Annotated in this window: 18 protein-coding genes; 2 read left to right on the top strand and 16 right to left on the bottom strand. The window is 56.6% G+C overall.

The window, feature by feature from the left end; genetic code table 11:
• Positions 1 to 15: 15 nt before the first annotated feature.
• The 4 genes from ELR57_RS11930 to ELR57_RS11945 form a co-directional block, all read right to left on the bottom strand.
• Complete coding sequence (locus tag ELR57_RS11930) at positions 16 to 699, bottom strand: helix-turn-helix transcriptional regulator (protein ID WP_126959289.1); 684 nt, start codon at positions 697 to 699, stop codon at positions 16 to 18.
• 734 nt (positions 700 to 1,433) lie between these two features.
• Positions 1,434 to 2,078: a phosphatase PAP2 family protein gene (locus ELR57_RS11935; RefSeq protein WP_126959290.1), complete on the bottom strand. Its 645-nt coding sequence runs from the start codon at positions 2,076 to 2,078 to the stop codon at positions 1,434 to 1,436.
• Positions 2,075 to 3,226: a metallophosphoesterase gene (locus ELR57_RS11940; RefSeq protein ID WP_126959291.1), complete on the bottom strand. Its 1,152-nt coding sequence runs from the start codon at positions 3,224 to 3,226 to the stop codon at positions 2,075 to 2,077. The genes ELR57_RS11935 and ELR57_RS11940 overlap by 4 nt, the downstream gene beginning before the upstream one ends.
• Positions 3,227 to 3,312: 86 nt before the next feature.
• A complete protein-coding gene (locus ELR57_RS11945) occupies positions 3,313 to 5,370 on the bottom strand; it encodes a HelD family protein (RefSeq protein WP_126959292.1) in 2,058 nt (685 codons plus the stop codon).
• A gap of 179 nt (positions 5,371 to 5,549) precedes the next feature.
• On the opposite strand from ELR57_RS11945, the gene ELR57_RS11950 reads away from it, so the two are divergent.
• The gene (locus tag ELR57_RS11950) at positions 5,550 to 5,978 is read left to right on the top strand and encodes a universal stress protein (RefSeq protein ID WP_126959293.1); all 429 of its coding nucleotides are present in this window, start codon (positions 5,550 to 5,552) and stop codon (positions 5,976 to 5,978) included.
• A 100-nt stretch (positions 5,979 to 6,078) separates the two neighbouring features.
• On the opposite strand, the gene ELR57_RS11955 is transcribed toward ELR57_RS11950, so the two are convergent.
• Complete coding sequence (locus ELR57_RS11955) at positions 6,079 to 6,363, bottom strand: hypothetical protein (RefSeq protein ID WP_126959294.1); 285 nt, start codon at positions 6,361 to 6,363, stop codon at positions 6,079 to 6,081.
• 245 nt (positions 6,364 to 6,608) lie between these two features.
• Between ELR57_RS11955 and ELR57_RS11960 the strand changes: the two genes are divergently transcribed.
• Positions 6,609 to 7,100, top strand: a complete 492-nt coding sequence (locus tag ELR57_RS11960; protein WP_126959295.1) for a C40 family peptidase — start codon at positions 6,609 to 6,611, stop codon at positions 7,098 to 7,100.
• 105 nt (positions 7,101 to 7,205) lie between these two features.
• Here ELR57_RS11960 and ELR57_RS11965 read toward each other — a convergent pair whose 3' ends face one another.
• From ELR57_RS11965 to ELR57_RS12015, 11 genes are all read right to left on the bottom strand, one after another.
• On the bottom strand, positions 7,206 to 8,357 hold the full coding sequence (locus ELR57_RS11965; RefSeq protein WP_126959296.1) for a Ger(x)C family spore germination C-terminal domain-containing protein: 1,152 nt from the start codon (positions 8,355 to 8,357) through the stop codon (positions 7,206 to 7,208).
• Between the two features lie 4 nt (positions 8,358 to 8,361).
• On the bottom strand, positions 8,362 to 9,774 hold the full coding sequence (locus tag ELR57_RS11970; RefSeq protein WP_126959297.1) for a spore germination protein: 1,413 nt from the start codon (positions 9,772 to 9,774) through the stop codon (positions 8,362 to 8,364).
• Positions 9,752 to 10,858 carry a GerAB/ArcD/ProY family transporter gene (locus ELR57_RS11975; protein WP_158630007.1) on the bottom strand — a complete coding sequence of 369 codons (1,107 nt, stop codon included), beginning with the start codon at positions 10,856 to 10,858 and terminating at the stop codon, positions 9,752 to 9,754. The genes ELR57_RS11970 and ELR57_RS11975 overlap by 23 nt, the downstream gene beginning before the upstream one ends.
• 115 nt (positions 10,859 to 10,973) lie before the next feature.
• Positions 10,974 to 12,026: a CobW family GTP-binding protein gene (locus ELR57_RS11980; RefSeq protein WP_126959299.1), complete on the bottom strand. Its 1,053-nt coding sequence runs from the start codon at positions 12,024 to 12,026 to the stop codon at positions 10,974 to 10,976.
• Between the two features lie 88 nt (positions 12,027 to 12,114).
• Positions 12,115 to 12,795, bottom strand: coding sequence for an SOS response-associated peptidase (locus ELR57_RS11985; protein WP_126959300.1), 681 nt, complete (start codon positions 12,793 to 12,795; stop codon positions 12,115 to 12,117).
• Between the two features lie 73 nt (positions 12,796 to 12,868).
• Positions 12,869 to 13,189 (bottom strand): YbjQ family protein, encoded by a 321-nt coding sequence (locus tag ELR57_RS11990; RefSeq protein ID WP_126959398.1) that lies wholly within the window; start codon positions 13,187 to 13,189, stop codon positions 12,869 to 12,871.
• Between the two features lie 86 nt (positions 13,190 to 13,275).
• On the bottom strand, positions 13,276 to 15,249 hold the full coding sequence (locus ELR57_RS11995; RefSeq protein WP_126959301.1) for a tetratricopeptide repeat protein: 1,974 nt from the start codon (positions 15,247 to 15,249) through the stop codon (positions 13,276 to 13,278).
• 48 nt (positions 15,250 to 15,297) lie between these two features.
• On the bottom strand, positions 15,298 to 15,822 hold the full coding sequence (locus ELR57_RS12000; RefSeq protein ID WP_126959302.1) for an ADP-heptose synthase: 525 nt from the start codon (positions 15,820 to 15,822) through the stop codon (positions 15,298 to 15,300).
• 258 nt (positions 15,823 to 16,080) lie between these two features.
• The gene (locus ELR57_RS12005) at positions 16,081 to 16,434 is read right to left on the bottom strand and encodes a hypothetical protein (RefSeq protein WP_126959303.1); all 354 of its coding nucleotides are present in this window, start codon (positions 16,432 to 16,434) and stop codon (positions 16,081 to 16,083) included.
• A gap of 14 nt (positions 16,435 to 16,448) precedes the next feature.
• Entirely contained in the window at positions 16,449 to 18,758 is a 2,310-nt protein-coding gene (locus ELR57_RS12010) for a thiamine pyrophosphate-dependent enzyme (protein WP_126959304.1), read from the bottom strand.
• Positions 18,759 to 18,800: 42 nt separating this feature from the next.
• Positions 18,801 to 19,808 carry a 2-oxoacid:acceptor oxidoreductase family protein gene (locus ELR57_RS12015; RefSeq protein ID WP_126959305.1) on the bottom strand — a complete coding sequence of 336 codons (1,008 nt, stop codon included), beginning with the start codon at positions 19,806 to 19,808 and terminating at the stop codon, positions 18,801 to 18,803.
• Positions 19,809 to 19,872: the final 64 nt, after the last annotated feature.

The raw sequence follows: 19,872 nt of genomic DNA on the forward strand, positions 1-19,872 counted from the left end.
GTTCTCCTCCTACCCTTACATATCCGAGGCAAGCTCGACCAAGGCTTGGGTGATATTCGTCTTCGTAATCCGGCCGATCACCTCTAACTCCTGATGATGGTCCGGCGACGTTATCGCCCGCACGACCGGCAAGCTGTTCAACTGATGCGCCATCATTCGCCTAGCCGCCTCGAGCAAGGTATCCTCCGGATCGATCGTCACCAATTGAGTCTGCTTCGTCATGACCATGCGAATCGGAATCGTCGATGCGCTCGCGTTGCCAAGCGTGAACTTGAGCAGGTCCTTCGGGGATACCATTCCGATCAGCCGGCTATCTTCGTCCGTAACGATAAGGCTGCCGACATTCTCCACGAACATGCTGATAACGGCGTCTCCCACCGCGGCCGTATCGCGAATGACGACCGGACGGCTCATGCGGTCCTTGACCTTCCATTCCAACAGCCGATTATGCGCCTTGCGTTCGGGCTTAAGCTCTTTGCCTAGGAAGTAGCCCACCTTCGGCTTCGCGTCGATATAGCCGAGCATGACGAGTACGGACAGGTCGGAGCGGATGGTCGGCCGGCTGATCCCGAGCGTCTCGGCTATCTGCTCGCCGGTGATCGGGGCGTTGCGGGTGACAAGGTCTACGATCTCCAATTGCCGGGAAGTGAGTTCGATTCTCGCTCCCTCCTTCTTTACCGACTTTCTATGCGCTTTCATTCAAGCCTATTTATTGTATATCATAAATTTATTTGTGACACAATATTAATTCATATATAACGTCATATATAGCAAGGGACTTCCAATAAATAAAGCGTCAAATAACCCACCTTGTCATTTAAGTTGTGGGCTGCTTTCTGTGGGAGCTAAGAATGTAGTGCGCAAAAAGCTTAAAAAGTCTCTTCGAACTCCCTATTCTGTTGCACCAAGTACCACGATTCCTCTCGTACCCAGTCATTCATCGCTCACTTGTTGCACTCAGTACCACGCTTTCGTTCGTGCTCCCTCTAACTATCTGATTTGTTGCACCTAGTATCACGATTCCTCTCGTACCCAGTCATTCATCGCTCACTTGTTGCACTCAGTACCACGCTTTCGTTCGTGCTCCCTCTAACTATCTGATTTGTTTCACCTAGTACCACGATTCCTCTCGTACCCGGTCATTCATCGCTCACTTGTTGCACCCAGTACCACGCTTTCGTTCGTGCGCCCTCTAACTAACTGATTTGTTGCACCTAGTACCACGATTCCTCTCGTACCCAGTCATTCATCGCTCACTTGTTGCACCCAGTACCACGCTTTCGTTCGTGCGCCCTCTAACTAACTGATTTGTTGCACCTAGTACCACGATTCCTCTCGTACCCAATCATTCATCGCACACTCGTCTGCTCCATTTTTCCTCGCAAAAAAACACGCTTAAGGCCGAAGCCATAAGCGTGTTGTCTCTTTACCGTTTAATACGAATAGGACGAGCTGCCGCTTCCTGCCGTCCACTTGCGATAAGCCATGATCGTCAGGCTGACCCAGAATCCGCTGAGCAGATAGCCTGCAACGACATCGCTCGGGTAATGAACGCCCAGATAGATGCGGCTGATTCCCATTACAACGAACCAGGTGACGGCCAAGAGGATTAGGACCGCGCGAAGCAATCTCGAGGAGACATGCTTCCAGAGCAGATATACGGTAATGACCGCTAAGGTGAAGGACGCCATCGAGTGTCCGCTGGGGAAGCTAAAGCCCTCCTCCTCTGCCAGACGATGCAGCAACGGCCGATCCCGTTCGAAGACGTCTTTCAGTAGGCCGTTGATCAACGCGGTGCCGCCGAGAGCCACTGCGAACAGCACAAGCTCCTTCCGATGGCGAAGAAAAAGAGCGAATGCTACCACAATAAGGATGGCAATGACGACAACATCCAAAGTCGAGCCCAAGGTAGAGATCGTTCTCATGAATCTGGTTAAGCCAGGCGACTCCCAGCCTTGTACGACCTTGATAATGGGGTCGTCGAACCCGGAGACATCATCCTTCTTCACGAATACAGCAAACAGAACAAAACCGATTAAGCTCATTGCGCTTGCCAACTTCAAACTTGCGAATCTCAAACCATATCCTCCTTGAAATAGACCCGAATCTGGATAATCTCACTGCGGCTTGCCAGTCTAATAGGAGGTCCCCAGGTACCGAACCCGGAAGACACGAAAGCATGCATGCTGCCCTTCTTCAGATAACCCCAATCCAGCTCGAACAGCCGGCGGGTGATCCAATGATTCGGAGCGAATTGCCCGCGATGCGTATGGCCGGAGAGGAGCAGATCGACGCCGGCTTCCGCCGCGGCCGCGTATTGATACGGCTGATGATCCATCGCGATGATGGGAAGCGATGGATCCAGCGCGGAGACCAGCTCCCGCATCGGAAGCCTGCCTTCCTTCTCCATCGCCTCGGCCGTCTTGTCCTTCCGTCCGACGAGCTGGATGCGACCGTCAGCGATCGCAGCCGTCTCGTCAAGAAGCACCGGAATGCCGATCCCCTTCATCCGGCGGACGAACTCATCGGCATGCCCTCCATAATATTCGTGATTCCCTAACACAGCATACGTACCGAAGCGTGCGCGAAGCTTCGCCAGCCGATCAAACATCCGATTGCGGACAAGCGGTTCGATGTCTTCGTCCATCACGTCTCCAGCCAACAGCAACAGGTCGGGCTTTAGATTGTTAATGGCATTAAGCAATCGATCAAGATGCCGATTGCCTACGATATTGCCCAAGTGGATATCGGAGACGACGACAAGCTCAAGCTTGTCGAGGTTTCCCGCCTTCTTCTCGACCGTGACTTCGTACGGCCGCACGATCGGGCTCCAAGCGTTCCAGGACCCGATGGCCAACAGCAGAACGAGCAGACCGAGAGCAACTCCTCCGGTTGCCAGAACGAAGCCGGAAGAATAGAATCCGAACAGCTTAGCTGCGCCGGCTGCTAGATCGGCAGCGATCGATAGAATGATAGCATACTCGAACACGGCGAAGTAATAGGAACCTATTACCTTCAACAGCCGCGACAACGGCTTAGGCTTGAACTTGGTTCTTCCCAGGATGAAGCTCAAGGCCAACAAGGCGATAACGACCCAGTAGACGGCCTTCGGATAAGCCGGCCACAACTCTCCCAGGAAGATGCTCGCGTTCCATCCGGCGTACCAGCTAAGCGCCCCATAGACAAGCAGAATGGGAAGAAAAGATAGAAGAATTCGACGAGTCATGCGAAGACAGCGCCCCTTGAAGGAAGGATTAAAAACTGTGATCTATTATATCACACATCCTTCTCCCTCCCCAACGCTGCCATCCGCTAGACGATTAACGAGCTCGGATCGCCTTGGTGCAAGAGCTTCAATCTATGCAGGGCGCGCGTGCATGCCACGTAGAGCAGCTTGGCGTCGTCCGCCTCGTAGCTCTTCTCGTCCGCGTCGGCGATCAGAACGGCATCGAATTCCAGTCCCTTGGAGAGATAGGCCGGCAGGACCGTGATGCCTCCGTTGTAAGCTTGCTGCTCCGCGGACAACAGAGACGCTTCGACTCCCCGCTTCTTCAAGTCGGCATGAAGCTGCTTGCTCTTGGCTGCCGTGCGGCACAGGACGGCAATCGTTGATACGCCGGGCTGCTGCTTCCATACTTGGATCGTAGAGGCCGTTTCCGCGGCCAACTCCTCCCGAGAAGAGCCCACCGCGATCGTCTCGACCGGATCGCCGCTGCGGAATACCGGTACCGCCGGCTTGACTTCGCCTTCCATCCCGGCAAGGATCCGGTTCGCGAACTCGATGATCTCGGTCGTCGAACGATAGCTGCGATCCAACTCGTAGTAGGCGGTGCCTTCGGAAGGGAACAGCTTCGACAATTCCGACCAGGAATGGATACCCGCATAATCGTGAATCCCTTGCTGCAAGTCGCCCAGCACCGTCAAGGACGGCGTTCGCTGCCTGCCGGCGAGCACCTCCAGCTGCAGCGGGGAATAATCCTGCGCTTCGTCGATGACGATATGGTCGTAGGCCGCTTCGGAAGAGCCATACAGCTGCAGATGGATGAAGGCTAGAATCGGCAGGTCTTCCGCCGGAATAACGACCGGCTTGCGCTTCGAAGCGGCAGGACGATAGGCTGCATCCTGGGGAAAATACTTGCGATAATAATCGGCCGCGGCGAGCAGGGGAACCTTATTCGAATAAGCCTTCCACTTCGCCGTCGCCGCCGCTTTGATCGTCTTGTCGCTCCAACGGGCGCGGCCGAGCTGGATTTCCATCCATCGCTTCAGCCGGTTCAGCAGCCGTTCCCGCCGCTTCATGATCGGCTCTTCGGCCGGTTCTTCCCCGAACCATTCGCGAATCTGGCTGGCCGGAAGCGCTAGGCCGGGATATGGGCTGAAGGAATCGTCGGGGATGAACTCCTTCTCGAAGCGAAGGAGCGACTCGCGAAGGAGGTTGGCGTACTCCGCGCTTCCTTTGACTCGTCCCGGGGCCGTTTCCCGCTCCTCCTTCGTCGTCTTGCGCTCGAACCACTTCTCCAGCGACAGGACGGGACTCTCCACGGCGACCGTTCCGCCGAGCAGCTCGATCGCCCATTCCTCGAAGGTGGTCTGGCGGATGTTGCCGACGCCGAGCTCCGGCAGCACGCCCGAGATATAATCGAGGAACATGCGGCTCGGCGCGAGAATCATCATCCGGTCGGCGCGCACCCGATCTTGGTAGCGGTACAGAAGGTACGCCAGACGATGCAGCGCAACGGTCGTTTTGCCGCTTCCCGCCACCCCTTGGATGAACACCGCTTTGTTTTTCTCCGTCCGTATGATGGCGTCCTGTTCCTGCTGAATCGTCGAGACGATATCCTTGAGCTTGTTGTCCTTGCTCTCCCCGAGCTTATGGAGCAGGAATTCGTCCGTCGCCAGCGTCTCGCCTTCCTGTCCGGCCTCGTAGCTGTCCACCAGCCGCTGCAATTCGCCTTCCCGGATCAGCAAATTGCGTTTAAGCGAGATTCGCCCGCCGACGATTCCGTCGGGAGAATCGTAGGTGACGGAAGGATCCCCGCCGGTGAAGGAATAGAACAAGCTGGAGATCGGAGCTCTCCAGTCGATGACGAGCGGCTTCTGGGTCTCTTCTTCTCCGACGCCCGATTTGCCTATATAGAGGGGCTGCGCTTCCGGATGTCCCTCCTCTTGGAAGTCCAAGCGTCCGAAGTACGGCTCGCGCTCCGCGATTTCGAGCCGCTTCTTGCGCTCCTGCCGCAGATCGTCCAGCACCTGCTCCGTAATATCCTTGCCCGTATAAGGCGTCCCTATCGCGTTCTTCTGCTGCTGGATCTCGCCGACAACCCGCTGCAGCTTAAGCGCTTCTTCCTGATATTTCGCATCGACCGACATTGCTTCTCCTCCCGGACGTATATTCGATTCCTAAATGTGGACAATTAATGTAGCATAACGCGCTTCGGAAAGCAATTGCCTTCTAGGGGTGTGATCCCGATCACTTGCATTGCTTTCCAAAGAGTGCCATCATAAAGATAGGCTCATAAGCCCTACATTCTACAGGTGAGGTGTTATTCATGAGTTACTCCAATATTCTTGTCGCTTATGATGGTTCCGAACAATCAGATAAGGCCCTGAACCAGGCGGTCCAGATCGCGAGCCGTTTCGGATCGAAGCTGACCGTCGTACACGTCTTCTACCTTCCCGTCTATAACACCGGCGATCTATTCATCAATACGCCGGCCGATCTCGTCCAGCAACTGACGAATCAATCCACCCAAGTGCTCGAGAAAGCCAAGGTTCGCGTGCCGGACAGCGTCTCTGCGGATTATAAGCTGCTGGAAGGCAGCCCGGCTAACGCGATCCTCGAGAAGGCAGCAGAGGTTAAGAGCGACCTGATCGTCATCGGAAGCCGCGGCCTCGGCCCGATTCGCGAGTTCGTGCTCGGCAGCGTCAGCCACAACGTCGTGCAGCATGCCGAAGTCCCGGTACTCGTCGTAAAGTAACGGGAACGGTTATACCGCGGACAACAAAGAGCAGCCCTCTCAACGATTCGTCGTTGAAGAGGGCTGCTTTGCTGTTGCCGATTCGCTTTATGCTTTTTGCTTATCGATTCTGCGCTTCGCTCTCGTTCCAAGCCTGCTCGGCGGCATCGATCAAAGAGAAGAACAGCTCATCGTTCGTATCCAGTTCCGCCTCGACGGAATCGATCTCTTCCTCGCTGCCCGATTCCCCCAAGAAGAACAACGAATGGCTCCATTCGCTCCCCCGGTCGCTCTGCAGCGTAGCCTCATAAGGCTGCTTGTGTCCCTCGACCTCGAACTGCACATGTGCGACATAACCGTTCGCCTCGTCATAGCTCATTCTGGCCCCTAGAATATGAAGCTTCATCGTCGCGCCACGTCTCCTTCTATTCTTGCGATATGCTCTATCATAGCAAATTCGGGAACGGACTTCCAAAGCCGTTTCGCGTTGGCTAATGAAGAAAGAACTCGATTCTGAGGAAATTCTTATCGGATTTTCATCTGGCTTTAAGAAACCAGTCGTGTCAGGCTTCCTCTCTCTTATAGGAAATTCCTGGTTAAATCTATCGTGTTATAGTGAATTCACATCAAGAGATACCAGGAGGTTCTGCCATGAATACGCGCAAGTCCCTTATCGTCAAGCTGGCCGCCGCCGGCATCGCCCTGTCGATCCTCATGTACGGGGCGGCCGATCTGGTCGCACCGGCTCAAGCTAGCGCAGCTACGGTCAGCTCCCAATCGGCCAAAGCGTCCAAGATCATCGCCAAAGCAAAGACCTACATGGGCACCAAGTATAAATTCGGAGCCACGACCGGCAAGACGGCTTCCTTCGACTGCTCTTCGTTCACTCAATATCTGTACAAGCTGTACGGCGTATCCCTGCCAAGATCGTCGGCCAGCCAAGCTAAGTCCGGCAAATACGTGTCCAAGGCTAATCTGAAGCCGGGCGATCTGGTCTTCTTCTACTCCCCGATTCACCACGTCGGCATCTATATCGGGAACGGCAAGATCATTCATACGTACGGCTCTCCGGGCGTGACGATCAGCTCGATCAATTCGGGCTGGTGGAAGACTCACTATAAGACCGCTCGCCGCGTCTTGTAATTCCCGCTCCAGCGAAGGCTGTCCGAGGAGGACAGCCTTTCATTTTCATCATTTACTCGATCTTTACCCGATCTTTTCCTTCTTCCCCATTTTCTCTTTTCCCTCTCAACTCTTCTGCAGCTTAATCTTCCCGGAATGCAGCAAGTGCACCTTCACCTCTATCTTAACGGGCAGCTTGTCGAATTCGGTCTCCCGTTGGTTTAACTTCTTCCAGTCGCGATGGTGAAAGCGATAGATATGATCCTCGAATTCAAATAGATCCAACCCCTTGCTTCGCGCGAGCTGAAGGGTGGTCTTAATCTGGTCGGTAATGGACTGAACGGCCTTCGACTCAATCTCATGCTCCGTCAGCTTCTCGTCGACTTCAAGCATCACGGCTTGAACGCTCAGTTTAAGTCTCATGGCCGGCGTCGGAGATTGAAGGAATCGATAGTCGCCTGACGATTTTTTGACCGCCAGGACCGAGGAAGGCTGATCCTGCGGCTCCAACGGAATAAATCGGCCTTGCGTCGAGCCTTTGAACCAATTCACTCCTTCCAGCTGTTTGTCGTCGAACTGCCCCGCGTACTTTCCTTTATGGATGACGAAGGCTCCATGGAAGCCCGGCAATCTCAGCCTCTGGCCCGTGCTCAGCTCCCAGTGACTCTCATCCAGCTTCAGCGCGGGAATATAAACCGTGCACGGACAGCCCTTATATGAACGGACAAGATCCCTCATCACATTATGCGTCGTGAATGGCAGACTCCTCTTATTGGAATTCGGCTGATAGATATCCGTATTGAGCGGAGAAAGCGCGATTCTGCCGGTCATCTGGAACAGCTCGCCGATCGGATTCTTGCTTCCGAGCACATGAATCCCATACCGAATGGAGCTGATCCGATTCACGCCGTCCATTAGTTCGTTCAGATGAGGAAGCGCGTTCTCGTCCACGATCAGCGACATCACGTGGTCCAGGTTCGGATCCATCTGCATCGTTTGGAACAAGCGGGCAAGCGCAAGGCTAGGGGTTTTGCCCGTCTCGTGTCCGTAAGACGACGTGACCTTCGTGTCTCCCGTATTCTCCTTCTTCGCTACCGCCGTCAAATCGACGATCTGGGCGAACACCTCGTATTCCTTCGACTGCTCGCTGTACGAGAAGCCCAGAGAGGTGATGTAATGCAGATCCTGAATCATGACCTCGTCCCAGCAGCCGGTCATCCAGACGCACAGGAACAGCCATACGGCCGACGCTCCTAGTCTTCTGCCCCTTCTTCTCATCGCTTTACTTCCCCGATTTCTTCTTTTTCTGCGGGTGATAGGGTCCTTGGGCAAACCTGGCGGGAAGCCGGAAAAAGGTGCTGATCGCCTTCTTCAGGTCCAGCGGTCCCAACGGATACAGATAAGGCTGCCCGAACGAACGAATGGAGCCGAGATAGGTCAAGACGGCCATCATGGCCAGGAAAAAGCCGTACATTCCGAACACCATGCACAAAAGCAGAACGAGCAGCCTCATGATCGTCACCGCTCCGTACAGCGATTGATTGACGAGCGTAAACGACGCGACAATCGTCAGCGAGACGATGACGAGCATGGTCGGCGAGGTGAAGCCGGCTTGAATCGCCGCTTCCCCGACGATAATGCCCCCTACGACGGCTATCGTCTGGCCAACCGCCTTCGGCAGCCGAACGCCCGCTTCCCGGAACACCTCGAAGAGAGCCAGCATCAGAAGCATCTCGATGGTCGCCGACACCGGCAAGCCGACTCGCGAGAGGACGATGGTAGATAACAGCGGAAAAGGAATCTGGTCGACGTTATACGCGGAGACGGACACCCAGAACCCCGGCAAGAAGATCGTCGCGACGAGCGCAAAGCTGCGGACCAGCTTCTCGACCGTAACGAAATGATAAGGCAAATAGTTGTCCTCGGGGGATCGAAGAAGCGAGAACAGATTCGACGGGGCCAGATAAACGAGCGGAGAGCCATCCAGCATAAAAATCAGGCTGCCGTTCATCAAGGCATCTACCGCGGAATCCGGCCTTCCCGCGTAATCGATCAAGGGGAACAAGGAAACGGAACGATCGCCCAGCATCTCCTCTACTTGCGCGGCGCCGTTCACCGTTCGTACACGCAAATTCTCCAAGCGCTTGCGCCCTTCCTTGACCAGCTCCGGCTTCGTCGTGCCTTCCAGGTAGAGGAACGCCATCTCGATACCTGTTTCCGTTCCGATCGTGAAGATTTCCACCTTAAGGTGGGTTGTCTTAAGTCTCTTGCGAATGAGCCCGAGGTTCACGGCCATTTCTTCGACGAAGCCGTCTCTCGGCCCTTTGATCGACAGCTCGGAGTTGGATTCCTCGGGCTGCCTACCCGGCACGTCCGCAATCGAGAAGGCTTGGATCCGATCCTCCCTGAACAAGAGCAGGTTGCCCGAGAACAGCTTCGAGACTACCTGCTTACGGTCCGAATCGGTATCGTACGGAAGCCTCTCGACGGGGTAGGAGGCTTGATAATCGACTCCGTTCTCCAGCGACGCCTGAATCCGGGGAAGGATGGTCTGCGTCAGCAGCACCCCGTCGATCAGGCTTGGCGTGTATGCCAGAATGATGCCATTCCCGTTCGCCTCAAGCTTCTGCACGATGACGTCTCCGCAATTTTCCAACCCGTCGTCCAGCCATTTATGCCCCGTTATTGGCGTCATGCGCGACTTCTCCTTTCCTGCCGAAAGCCGCTATCAACAGGAGGACGATGAACAAGGCAAGGAACGCGCACAGCATATAAGGCACATATTCCTTGTAGAGCCGATAGCCGGACGAATCATCGAACGGATACAAGGTGAACCCGACGGTGAGCAAGCCGATCGCGCCTCCGAGAATCCCCCGCTTCACTCGGTTCCGGATCTGGAACAAGTCCATGATCAGAGCAAGCGCGCAGGCCGTTCGAATATAGGCTCCCGATATCCATTGGAAGATCGCGAAGAAGTCGACATGTTCGAAGTACTTGCCGATCTGAACCTGCCTCCATTGGACGAAGGCCGGGTAACGCTGAATCGTGGCCTCGTAGGGACCCAATAACGTAAGAATGCCGATAATGGGACCAAGGCTTAAGATCACGACTATCGCCGAAGTGACCGCCAGATGGGATTTGCGAAAAGGCTTATCGACGTAACCTTGGAACAAAGTGAACAGAGTCAATTCAATGAATCCCCCCGCCACCATCACCATGCCGTTCACGATCGGCGACCAGCCGTGCTCCATGACGGGCAGCAGCTGACTGTAGTCCTTGTGCGGCGTATTGGCACCGGAGACGAAGAAGCCAAGCACGGTGACGACCGGCAGCAGAAGGCAGGAAACATACGCGATGACGTGAATGCCGAGGATGGCCCCGGATACGCTTAACGCGACGAAGACAATTGACGTTACAAAGGGAGGCGTGTTGGGCAGGTAGGTTGTCTCTCCCCAAGTAACCGTGTCAAATGCGGTGGAGATAGCAATCGCAGCGAGCAGCAAGCCGAAAGCGACGATCAGAATGTTCTTCGTTACGCGGCCCGCGCGCTCTTCCAGCCAGACCGGGAGCTGCTGCGTTCCGATCGACCGCATAGTCGCGTAAAGCGGCAGAAGCAAGAGCGGCAGCAGCGCTGCCGTTAGGATAATCGCGATCCACGAGTCTCTGCCCGCTTCGTCGAGAATCATAGGCGCGATGATGACATGGTTCATCAATCCGATCGAGAGCAGCATCATCATGATGCAAGGAACGGGTCCGATCCGGACCAATTGATATTCCATCTTTACCACCTCTTTCCTTACTATCTCCTGCCGAACGGACAACCATGCGCATTCTCCCAAACAATGCCAAAAAAGCCCACGCCATGAAGGAGTGGACTTGAAGTACAAGATGAGGTCAGGAGGACGGAGACGATGCCTCCTGCAGTTTCGTAAGTCTGCTCTCCAGATCGGAGCGCGAGAAGCCTTCCCCGATAAAGACGAGAACGTCATGCACCGTCTTCTGGGGAGTAATTCTCATGAAGTCGCTTTCTTTGTAAGCGTATTGGAACAGGAAGCGGCTCGGCGCGTCAACGAAGGTGACGATCCCCTTGGCCCGGTAGACTTCGTCGGGCAGTTCTTGGAGGAATCGTTCAAAAAGTTCGCTGTCCAGAGGATTCTCCAAATAATGAGTCCAAACGTGGATATGATCGTGGTCGTGCCGGTGTTGATGATGATCAGGATGAGCCTGATCATCATCATGGCGATCCTGGTCATGTTGGCGTTCATGTCCGGAAGAGTGATCGGATCCTCGTTCCGCATCGTTCCCCTGGCGCTCCATAGCAGCCCGCACTCCCGAATCCCGCCCCCGCTCCCACAAGAAGCCCAAGTTCGCTTCGCACCGAACGGTTGGATAAAGATCCGCGTGCGGATTCCACTCCCTCAGCCAATCCTGAAGCTCCCGCAGCTCCTGCGGGCCTACGAGATCCGACTTGTTGAGCAGCAGCGTCGTCGACGCCCGGATCTGGTCCTTCATCAACTTGAACGTCTTGCCGGTTCCGATCCGAATCCGGTCAAGCAGGTGCCTTGCGTCGACAACCGTAATAACGCCTTTGAGCTCCAGCTTCGTATAGAGAGACGTATCCGATACGGCATCGATGATCTCGAGCGGCTGGGCGACTCCCGTCGATTCGATCCATACGATGTCCGGCTTATGGACCTGTATCAGATTCAACAGCTCCATGCCGACATCCGATTTGATCGAACAGCAGATGCAGCCTCCCAGCAGTTCCGACATCGGAACCGTCTCGTCGACCGCCAATCCGTCGAGATTGACGTCGCCGACCTCGTTCATGAGGACGGCGGACTTCTGTCCCCGCCTCTCCGCTTCCCGGATGAGCCTCTGCAACAGCGTTGTTTTGCCGCTGCCGAGGAATCCCGACAGCAAGTAAACTTCGACTACCTTCTCCAAATGCTATACTCTCCTTCCGACCGCATCGCCTGGAATCGCAACAGCCTCATGCGGAACAAGATCGCCGCAGAGGCTGTCCATTCATCTTCTATCTTCTCATGGCAGCGAACACCGGACGAATCGGCTCCGCGCATTCCGGCGTTTCGAGCGTGAGGTTGTTGATGTATTCGCCTACGGGATACGCCTCCAGGCGCTCAACCGGCAGCTCCCGGACCGAAGGATACACCTGCCGGTATTCCTTGTTCTCCTCGCTGAGCCAAGCGTCGATTCCCGCTTCATCCAGCAAGGCCGGCATCCGATCGGAATAGTTCTGGACGATACCCGACGAAGGCGTCGTCAGCATCGTGAACGCCTTGATCGCTCCGCCCTCCACTCTCGGCCAGATCTCATAAAAGCCGGGAATGGCGAAGGTGCGCCTGTCGCGGAAGACGATGCGCATCGGCTGCAGCACCTTCTTGTCGGCTCGCCAGCCGTAGAAGCCGCAGCACGGAATGACGCACCGCTGCTTGTTGACGATTCGGCGATAGATGAGGCGCTCGCCGATCGCGCTGCCGTCCGCATTGACTCCGTCCTTCGACCAGTAAGGCATGAAGCCCCACCGGAAGTTGTCCAGAATCCGCTGATTCCGGTATTCGTAGACGATAGAACTCTCTTGGGTTGGCGAGAGGTTGTATCGCGGCCGATAAGTCGCGAACGGATCCACCTCGTCGATCCGAAACTGCTCGATTAGCTCTTGCAACCCTGTTGCAAGAGAGAAACGCTGACACATGGGGAGCACCGCCTTTGGCTAGTCTTCCCCCAGTATCCGCTTATCCTGCCAAAATATGCGTCCGGCTTCCCGCTTACTGTTGTTGAATGAACACCGCGGTCCCGCTGGCGGCGACCATCAGCATGCCGTCTCGAACGACCTCGTAATCGACGTCTACCCCGACGATCGCGTTAGCGCCCATGCGATGCGCTTGACCGACCATCTCGGAGATCGCGGTGTCTCGCGCTTCCTTCAGCTTGTTCTCGTACGCGCCGGAACGTCCTCCAACAATATCCGTGATCGAAGCCATGAAGTCGCGGAAGACGTTCGCTCCCATGATCGTTTCTCCGTTGACGATACCGTAGTAGTTCGTGATTCGGTAACCTTCGACGTTATTGGTTGTCGTGACCAGCATGGACATAATCGGGCCCCCTCGAGAGGTAATTGGTCCGCTGTCGCGGATACCCCTCATTTTACCATATTCGGAGGCTGCCTTCATCTTCAGGACAGATAGCGGCTCGTACCGAAGCCGATTAAGTATTGCTCTCGCGCCCGATTCCGCATCTCGTCGTCGAAGCCGTCAAGCTCATCCAGGAGCGCCAGCGGGTCTTGCCGCTCGCGCTCCGCGCCGGCGTATAGCAGCCATTGCGCGAGATCGTCCGAAGCCCGGGTGCGATCGAACCGGTGGTGATAATACAAAGAAGCGCGTTCCAGATAGAGCTGGGAGGTGAACGGGCTCAGCTCGATCGCCCGGTTGATCGCCTTGATCGCTTCGTCATAGCGGTGGAGGTTCGAATAGATCGTGGCCAGATTCTGCTGGCCTTGCTCGTCGTCCGGCACCAGCTTCGCATAATGCTGGGCGTCGAGAAGCGCCGCCTCGTACTCTCCTATCTCCCAATGAAGGTAACTCTTCATCCAGATCAGCCTGGCGTTATCGGGTACAAGAGCCAATCCGGCGCGGCAATCTTCGATGGCTGCGCCGTACCGCTTCGCCTTCATGCGCACGACGGCGCGGCGCTCGTACAGGTGCGGATTGCCCTCCTCTTGCGAGATGGCCAGACTGTATTCCGTTTCCGCGAATTCGAAGTTCTTCATCCCCGCATACAATTCGCCAAGCGCGAAGGCGGTCTTGCTCTCCCCTCGCAGGGAAGGGTCGATCGCCAAGGCTTCCTGGATGTCCAGCATGGCCGCTTCATAATGATTCGCCATATAGTGGGCAAAGCTGCGGCGCATGAAAAAATCGGCGGTGCGTTCGAGCTCGATCGCCTGCGTATAAGCGGCGACGGCTTCCTCGTATCGCTCCATGTCGATGAACAGCTCCGCTCTCTGCTTCCAGTTCAGCGGGTCTTCCGGCTCCGCCTCCGTCAAGTCGCCGCTAGCCTCGCGGGCATCCGACAACCTTCCGGCGTCGCGGTATACGTCGACGAGCCAATAGCGCACGACCGTCTGACCCGGGTTCATTCGCAGCGTTTCCGTCAGCTCGGCTATCGCCTCTTCCCAACGTCCGAGCTTCCGGTACGTCAGAACAAGCTCCATTCGGGACGAGAAGCTGTCGGGCGACTCTTCTAGGAGCTGCCGGAATTGACGGATCGCCTCTTCGTCGCGGCCCAGCTGTCGGTACAGCACCCCCTGCCTCAGATGGAGGAGCTCTTCTCCCGGATACTCCCGCAGCCCTTGCTCGATCGCCTCCAGCGCTTCCGCCAATTGCCCCGCTCGCTCCAATAGCTGCGATTCCCTGATCCGGAAGCCGTACTCCGAATCGATGATCGACATCACGGTGCGAATCGCGGTATCCGAATCGCGGGTTCGCTCCCTTAAGTAAGACTCTCCGCGATCCTTGCTCATGTGCAGCTGGCTCTGCAGCCTCGCGGCTTTGCGGAGCGCCGCCAGCGCTTCGGCTTCGCGCCCGGAAGCTTCCAGCGCTTCCGACAATCGGGACAGATAGAGAGGGATCGCCCCGTTCTCCTGCCTAACGACCTGCTCGAGCTGCTCGGCCGCTTGCTCGTTCCTTTCCAACCTCATGTAGATGCAGGCGAGCTCGTAGCCGGTCGACGCCCGGGAGTCCTCTCCGCAGCGATCCAGCGCCGCCTTCATGTTCTCCGCCGCCTTCTCGTACTCTCTCAGAAGGTTGTAAGAGATCGCCCTAGTAAACCAATAAACGGAACCATCCGGCTCCAGGCGAATCGCTTCGTCCAGATCCTGAATGGCTTCCCTCTCTCTGCCGATGTCGTTATAGACCAGCGCTCTCTGCAGCAGCGCATCCGCTCCGCCCGACTCGGCGATCAGCTCGTTGAACACGAGAACGGCTTCGGCCGATCGATCCCGTTCATGCAGAAGCGTTCCGTAATCCAATCGATCCCGTCTCGTCATTCGCCGCCTTCCGATCCGACCGTACCAGAACAGCGATTGTTCAAGCTTTCCCTGATTCTTTCTTCTGACCGCCATCCATCGGGCCCATGCCGCACCTATCCTCATTCGTTCCCCCCTAGCGCGAGAAGCTGCCGGCTTCGGCCGGCAGCTTCCTTATTGCGAATATCCATCCGTTGTCGGCACGTCTTCCTCAAGGGCGAATTCATAATCGTCAATATCATAGAGAAGGACCGGAATGCTATTCTGCACCGCTTTGTCTTGGAACTCGATCTGATCGGTCAGAATCGGGCATTGAAGGCGCAGCGAGGTCAAGATGAGCTCCGTCTCGATCGGATCGAACACTTCGCCGTACTGCATGTTCTCGACCGCGTTAACGACGATAAACGTGACGTGCTCGTTAATAGGGAGAGGAGGACTTTCGCGCCATGGCGCAAGAAGGGCTCTCTCCAGCTTTTTCTTGTTGAAGGGATCCTCGAAGAATTGAATCATCTCCGCGACTTTCGCCTTGACGTGGCGATCGTCCTCCGGCTCCGGCATGATCGGTTCCGGGCTATCCTTCATATCGTACAACTCCATGATCGTGGAGTAAGGAATCCTGTATTCGACAGGACGTTTCGGCAGAAGCAGCTGGCCATAGGTGGCGATCATAACCGCCTCGATGACAAAACGTCGTTCCATTGATTTGTTCCCTCCCGCGGACATCTCGCACTTATCCTTGATTGCGTTGACTCTCATTATATCACAAATACAAGGAACGTGATGACGGCCATTTATCCGGAAATGGAAACAAAATATTGGCTGCAGGGAAATGACGAGCGGCGCCCCGAAAACAAAAAACGGTTAATCGGAACATTCCGTTTAACCGTCTCTCGTCGTTTATCCGCCTTATTGTATAAGGCGTTCGCCTAATAGGTGCCTGTTTTATCGTTAGGGATACTAACTGCTGCCGGCCGGGTACGCAACCATCTGACCGTCCCGCAAGTAGACCCGAAGCGCGGGGTCGTTGCGCAGCTTGACGTTGCCGAGCTTCGCTTCCTGCTCCGTCAGCAGCGTTACTTTCCAACGTCCCATCTCCAGAACCTGCTCCCATTCGGCCGCATGCCGGTTCTTGAAGTTGATCCCTTCCCCGAACGCCCGGTAACGCCCCGAATTCATCAAGCCATCGAAGCGCAGCGCATCGTCCGGCTCGTCGTCCCAGAGCCACAGCCCATAATACGGGAGCTGATAGGCGTTCGCCTGCATGCCCGCCAGCAGCTCCCCGGTCACGGAATGCCTAAGCGCATACGGCATCTCCGCTCACCGCCTTACAGATAGGGGCTCTCATGCTTCGCCTTCAGCACGGCCCACCTGCGCTCGATCTCTCTCTCGAACTCTTGCAGCGTCTCCTGGTTCTCGGGTTTGGACAAGTGCTTCGTCTTGCCCATCATTCGCAGCCAATCGAGGACGGGGCTCTTCTTGCCCTTCTCTTCCGGGTTATACGTAATATTCGTGATGCCCCGCTCTATCTCGTAAAGCGGGAAGAAGCACGTATTGACCGCCTGCTCGATGATCGTGGATCCATCCTTGTCTTCCGACAGCCAGTTCAGCGGGCAGGTGATCAGGATCTTGCCATACACCAATCCCTCGTTCTGCGCGTACCACTGCGCCTTGGCCGCCTTGCGCACCAGATCGGGGGCATTCGCTTCGCTTCCCGTGAACACGTAAGGAATGTTCGTCGCCGCCATGATCTGCGCCGTGTCCTTATGGTGGAACACCTTGCCCGCTTGCTTCTTGCCGACATTCGAGGTCGAGGTCCGATGCCCGAGCGGCGTCGAATACGACAGCTGGGCTCCCGTGTTCATATAGCCTTCGTTATCGTACTCCAGAATGATCATTTTATGATTCCGCAGCGCCGCGCCGATCGCAGGACCCATCCCGATGTCCATCCCGCCGTCGCCGGTGATCATCACGAACGTGAAGTCGTCCTTCAGGCCGAGATGGTCGAGCTCTCCTCTGCGCTTGCGCTCGTAGAACATCTCTACGACGCCCGACAGCGTGGCCGCCCCGTTCTGGAACAGGTTGTGGATGTACGTCGCCTTATGCGCGGAGTACGGGTAGCCGGTCGTGACGACCATCGCGCAGCCGGTATGGAAGAGGGCGATCATGTCTCCCTCGATCCCCTTGAAGAACAGCTCCAATCCGGAGAAAATGCCGCAGCCCGGACAAGCGCCGTGACCGGGCGCGATGCGCTTCGGTTTCTTGGTCAGGCTGCGCAGCGGCGGCACGCGAACGTTCAGCTTGCCGGTAGCCTCGTCGGGGGTGACGGTGATGAGGCCGGTCTTCAGCTCCTCGTACCTCATCGGCTCCAGAACCCGCTTCGGCGCTTTGGCCGGATCGCCCGGCGTGTGGCCGTGATAATCGAACGGCTTCTCGACCTGGCCGGTGCCGGCCGCCTCGATCGCCGCTTCGAACAGCTTCAGCCCGTCCTCGGCGTAGAAGTCCTTGCCGCCTAGCCCGTAGATGCGGCTGATCACCTTCGTCGTATGCACTTCATAGGTCTGCAGTGCGGCCTTCACTTCGAGGGACATGTTGCCGCCGTGGCCGCCATAGGAATCGGCCCGGTCCCCGACCGTGACCGCCTTGACCCCGCGAAGGGCATCCGCGATCTGCTTCGCCGGGAACGGCCGAATGATATTCGGCGAGATCGCCCCCGCCTTCACGCCCTTCTCCCGCAGCTGGTCGACGACGTCCTTGACGATCTCAGCCGACGAGTTCAAGAGGAAGACGGCGACCTCGGCGTCGTCCATCCGATACAGCTCGAGAACGGGATAATCGCGTCCGGTCAGCTCGGCGTACTCTTGGCGGATCCGGTCGTAGACCTCTTCCGCGCGGTACATCGCCATTGATTGCTGATAGCAGTTGTTGATGTAATCCGGTTCGTTCATGTACGGCCCGACCGTTATCGGGTTGTTCCGGTCCAGCACGTGAGCGAACCCTTCCGGCGGCTTATCGCCGACGAAGGAAAGCACGTCCTCGCGATTGGCGAACGTCATGACGCGCCGCTTCTGGTGGCTCGTGAAGTAACCGTCCGAAGCGACCAGCACGGGAAGGCGAACCTCGGGATCCTCCGCCAGCTTCAGCGCGATGATGTTCATGTCGTACACCGCCTGCGGGTCGCGGCATAGCACGATCGGCCAGCCGGTGTTCAAAGCAAAATACAAGTCCGAATGATCGCCGTGGATGTCGAGCGGTCCCGACACGGAGCGGCACACCAGATTCATGACCATCGGGAAGCGGGTTCCCGACTGGACGGGCATCTGCTCGAGCATATACAGGTAGCCGTTCGCGCTCGTCGCGTTGAAGACGCGTCCGCCCGCCGTCGAAGCCCCGTAGCAGACGCCCGCGGAGCCATGCTCGCCGTCCGCCGGGATGAGCACGATATCGTGCTGCCCGTTCGCCTTCATCAAGTCGAGGAACTGCGCGACTTCGGTCGAAGGCGATATCGGAAAATAGCCCATGATATGGTAGTTGATTTGATGCGCGGCATAGGCGGCCATCTCGTTGCCCGATTCGTAAACGATTCGCTGCTCGACCTTCCCCTTGGGGGCCGTCGTCTTGCTTAGATCAATCGCCATCTTAAGCTCCACCCTTCTTAACCGTCTGAGACTTGCGGTTGCTTAGGAGATCGCCAGATTGAATCGATGGGGAACGCGGGTGCCGTCGGCGTAGCCTTCTTCCTCAAGTTCGCCCGTCAGCGCCGCGGTCGGGCAAGCCTGAACGCACTTCAGGCAGCCCTTGCAATATTGGTAGTCGATGCCTTGGAGGAACATCTGCGGACGCCCTTTCTTGTCGGGCTGCTCCTCCCAGACGAAGCAGTAATCCGGGCACACATTGTCGCAGGCCGCGCAATGAATGCACTTGTCGTCGGCGAAGTGCGGCAGCCGTCCCGCCCTGGAGATGCTGAGATCCTTCAGAATGCTGTTGCCGGGGTTGGTGATAAGCCCGCCGATCGGCTGCGTCTCGTAGCCGAGAACCGGGGTATCCATGCGGACGAAGCCCGGCATCTCTTCGCCTTCGGGCAGCGCGAACGTCTGGAAGCTGACCTCGTCGTAGCCTCGTTGGAACGTATTCAACGCGGGCTGAACCGCCCCCGGATACTTCTTCTCCAGCGACTTGCGGACGACGCCTTTCATGAACTCCGGGTCAAGGAAGCCGCACAGGCGGAATAAACCGCCCAGCATCGCCATGTTGACGCGGTTGTTCTCTTCGAGCGCGATTCCGGTCGCATCGACGACCGCGATCGTTCCGCTCTTCAGCTTCAGCTTTTCTTTGAGCTCTTCGGGAGTTTTTCTGGAGTTCACCAGGACGATGCTGTCCTCGTACATGCCGGAGATGACGTTGACGGTGCGGGATAAATTCTCGTGGAAAATGCCGATGACGTGGGGTCGTTCGACCGGTGAGGTGTCGCGGATCCGGGTGTCCAGGTCGCAGAAGCGGATGTGCGCCTTGACCGGCGAGCCCTTCTTCTCGGAGCCGTACGAGCTGAAGCTGACGCCGTTGAGCTCCGCTCCCATGACGCCGGCTTCCGCCAGCATCTTGCCCGCCAGGTTCGCTCCGAGCCCTCCGATCGATTCCAAGCGAATCTCAAAAAAACCGAGTTCATTCCATCTAGGCAGCAGTGACATAAGCCTCAGATTCCCCCTTCGCATTGTCGTAGCCGAAACGAAAGAAGTGAATGATACGCTTGCT

The sequence above is a fragment of the Cohnella sp. AR92 genome (assembly GCF_003990975.1).
Classification (GTDB): domain Bacteria; phylum Bacillota; class Bacilli; order Paenibacillales; family Paenibacillaceae; genus Cohnella.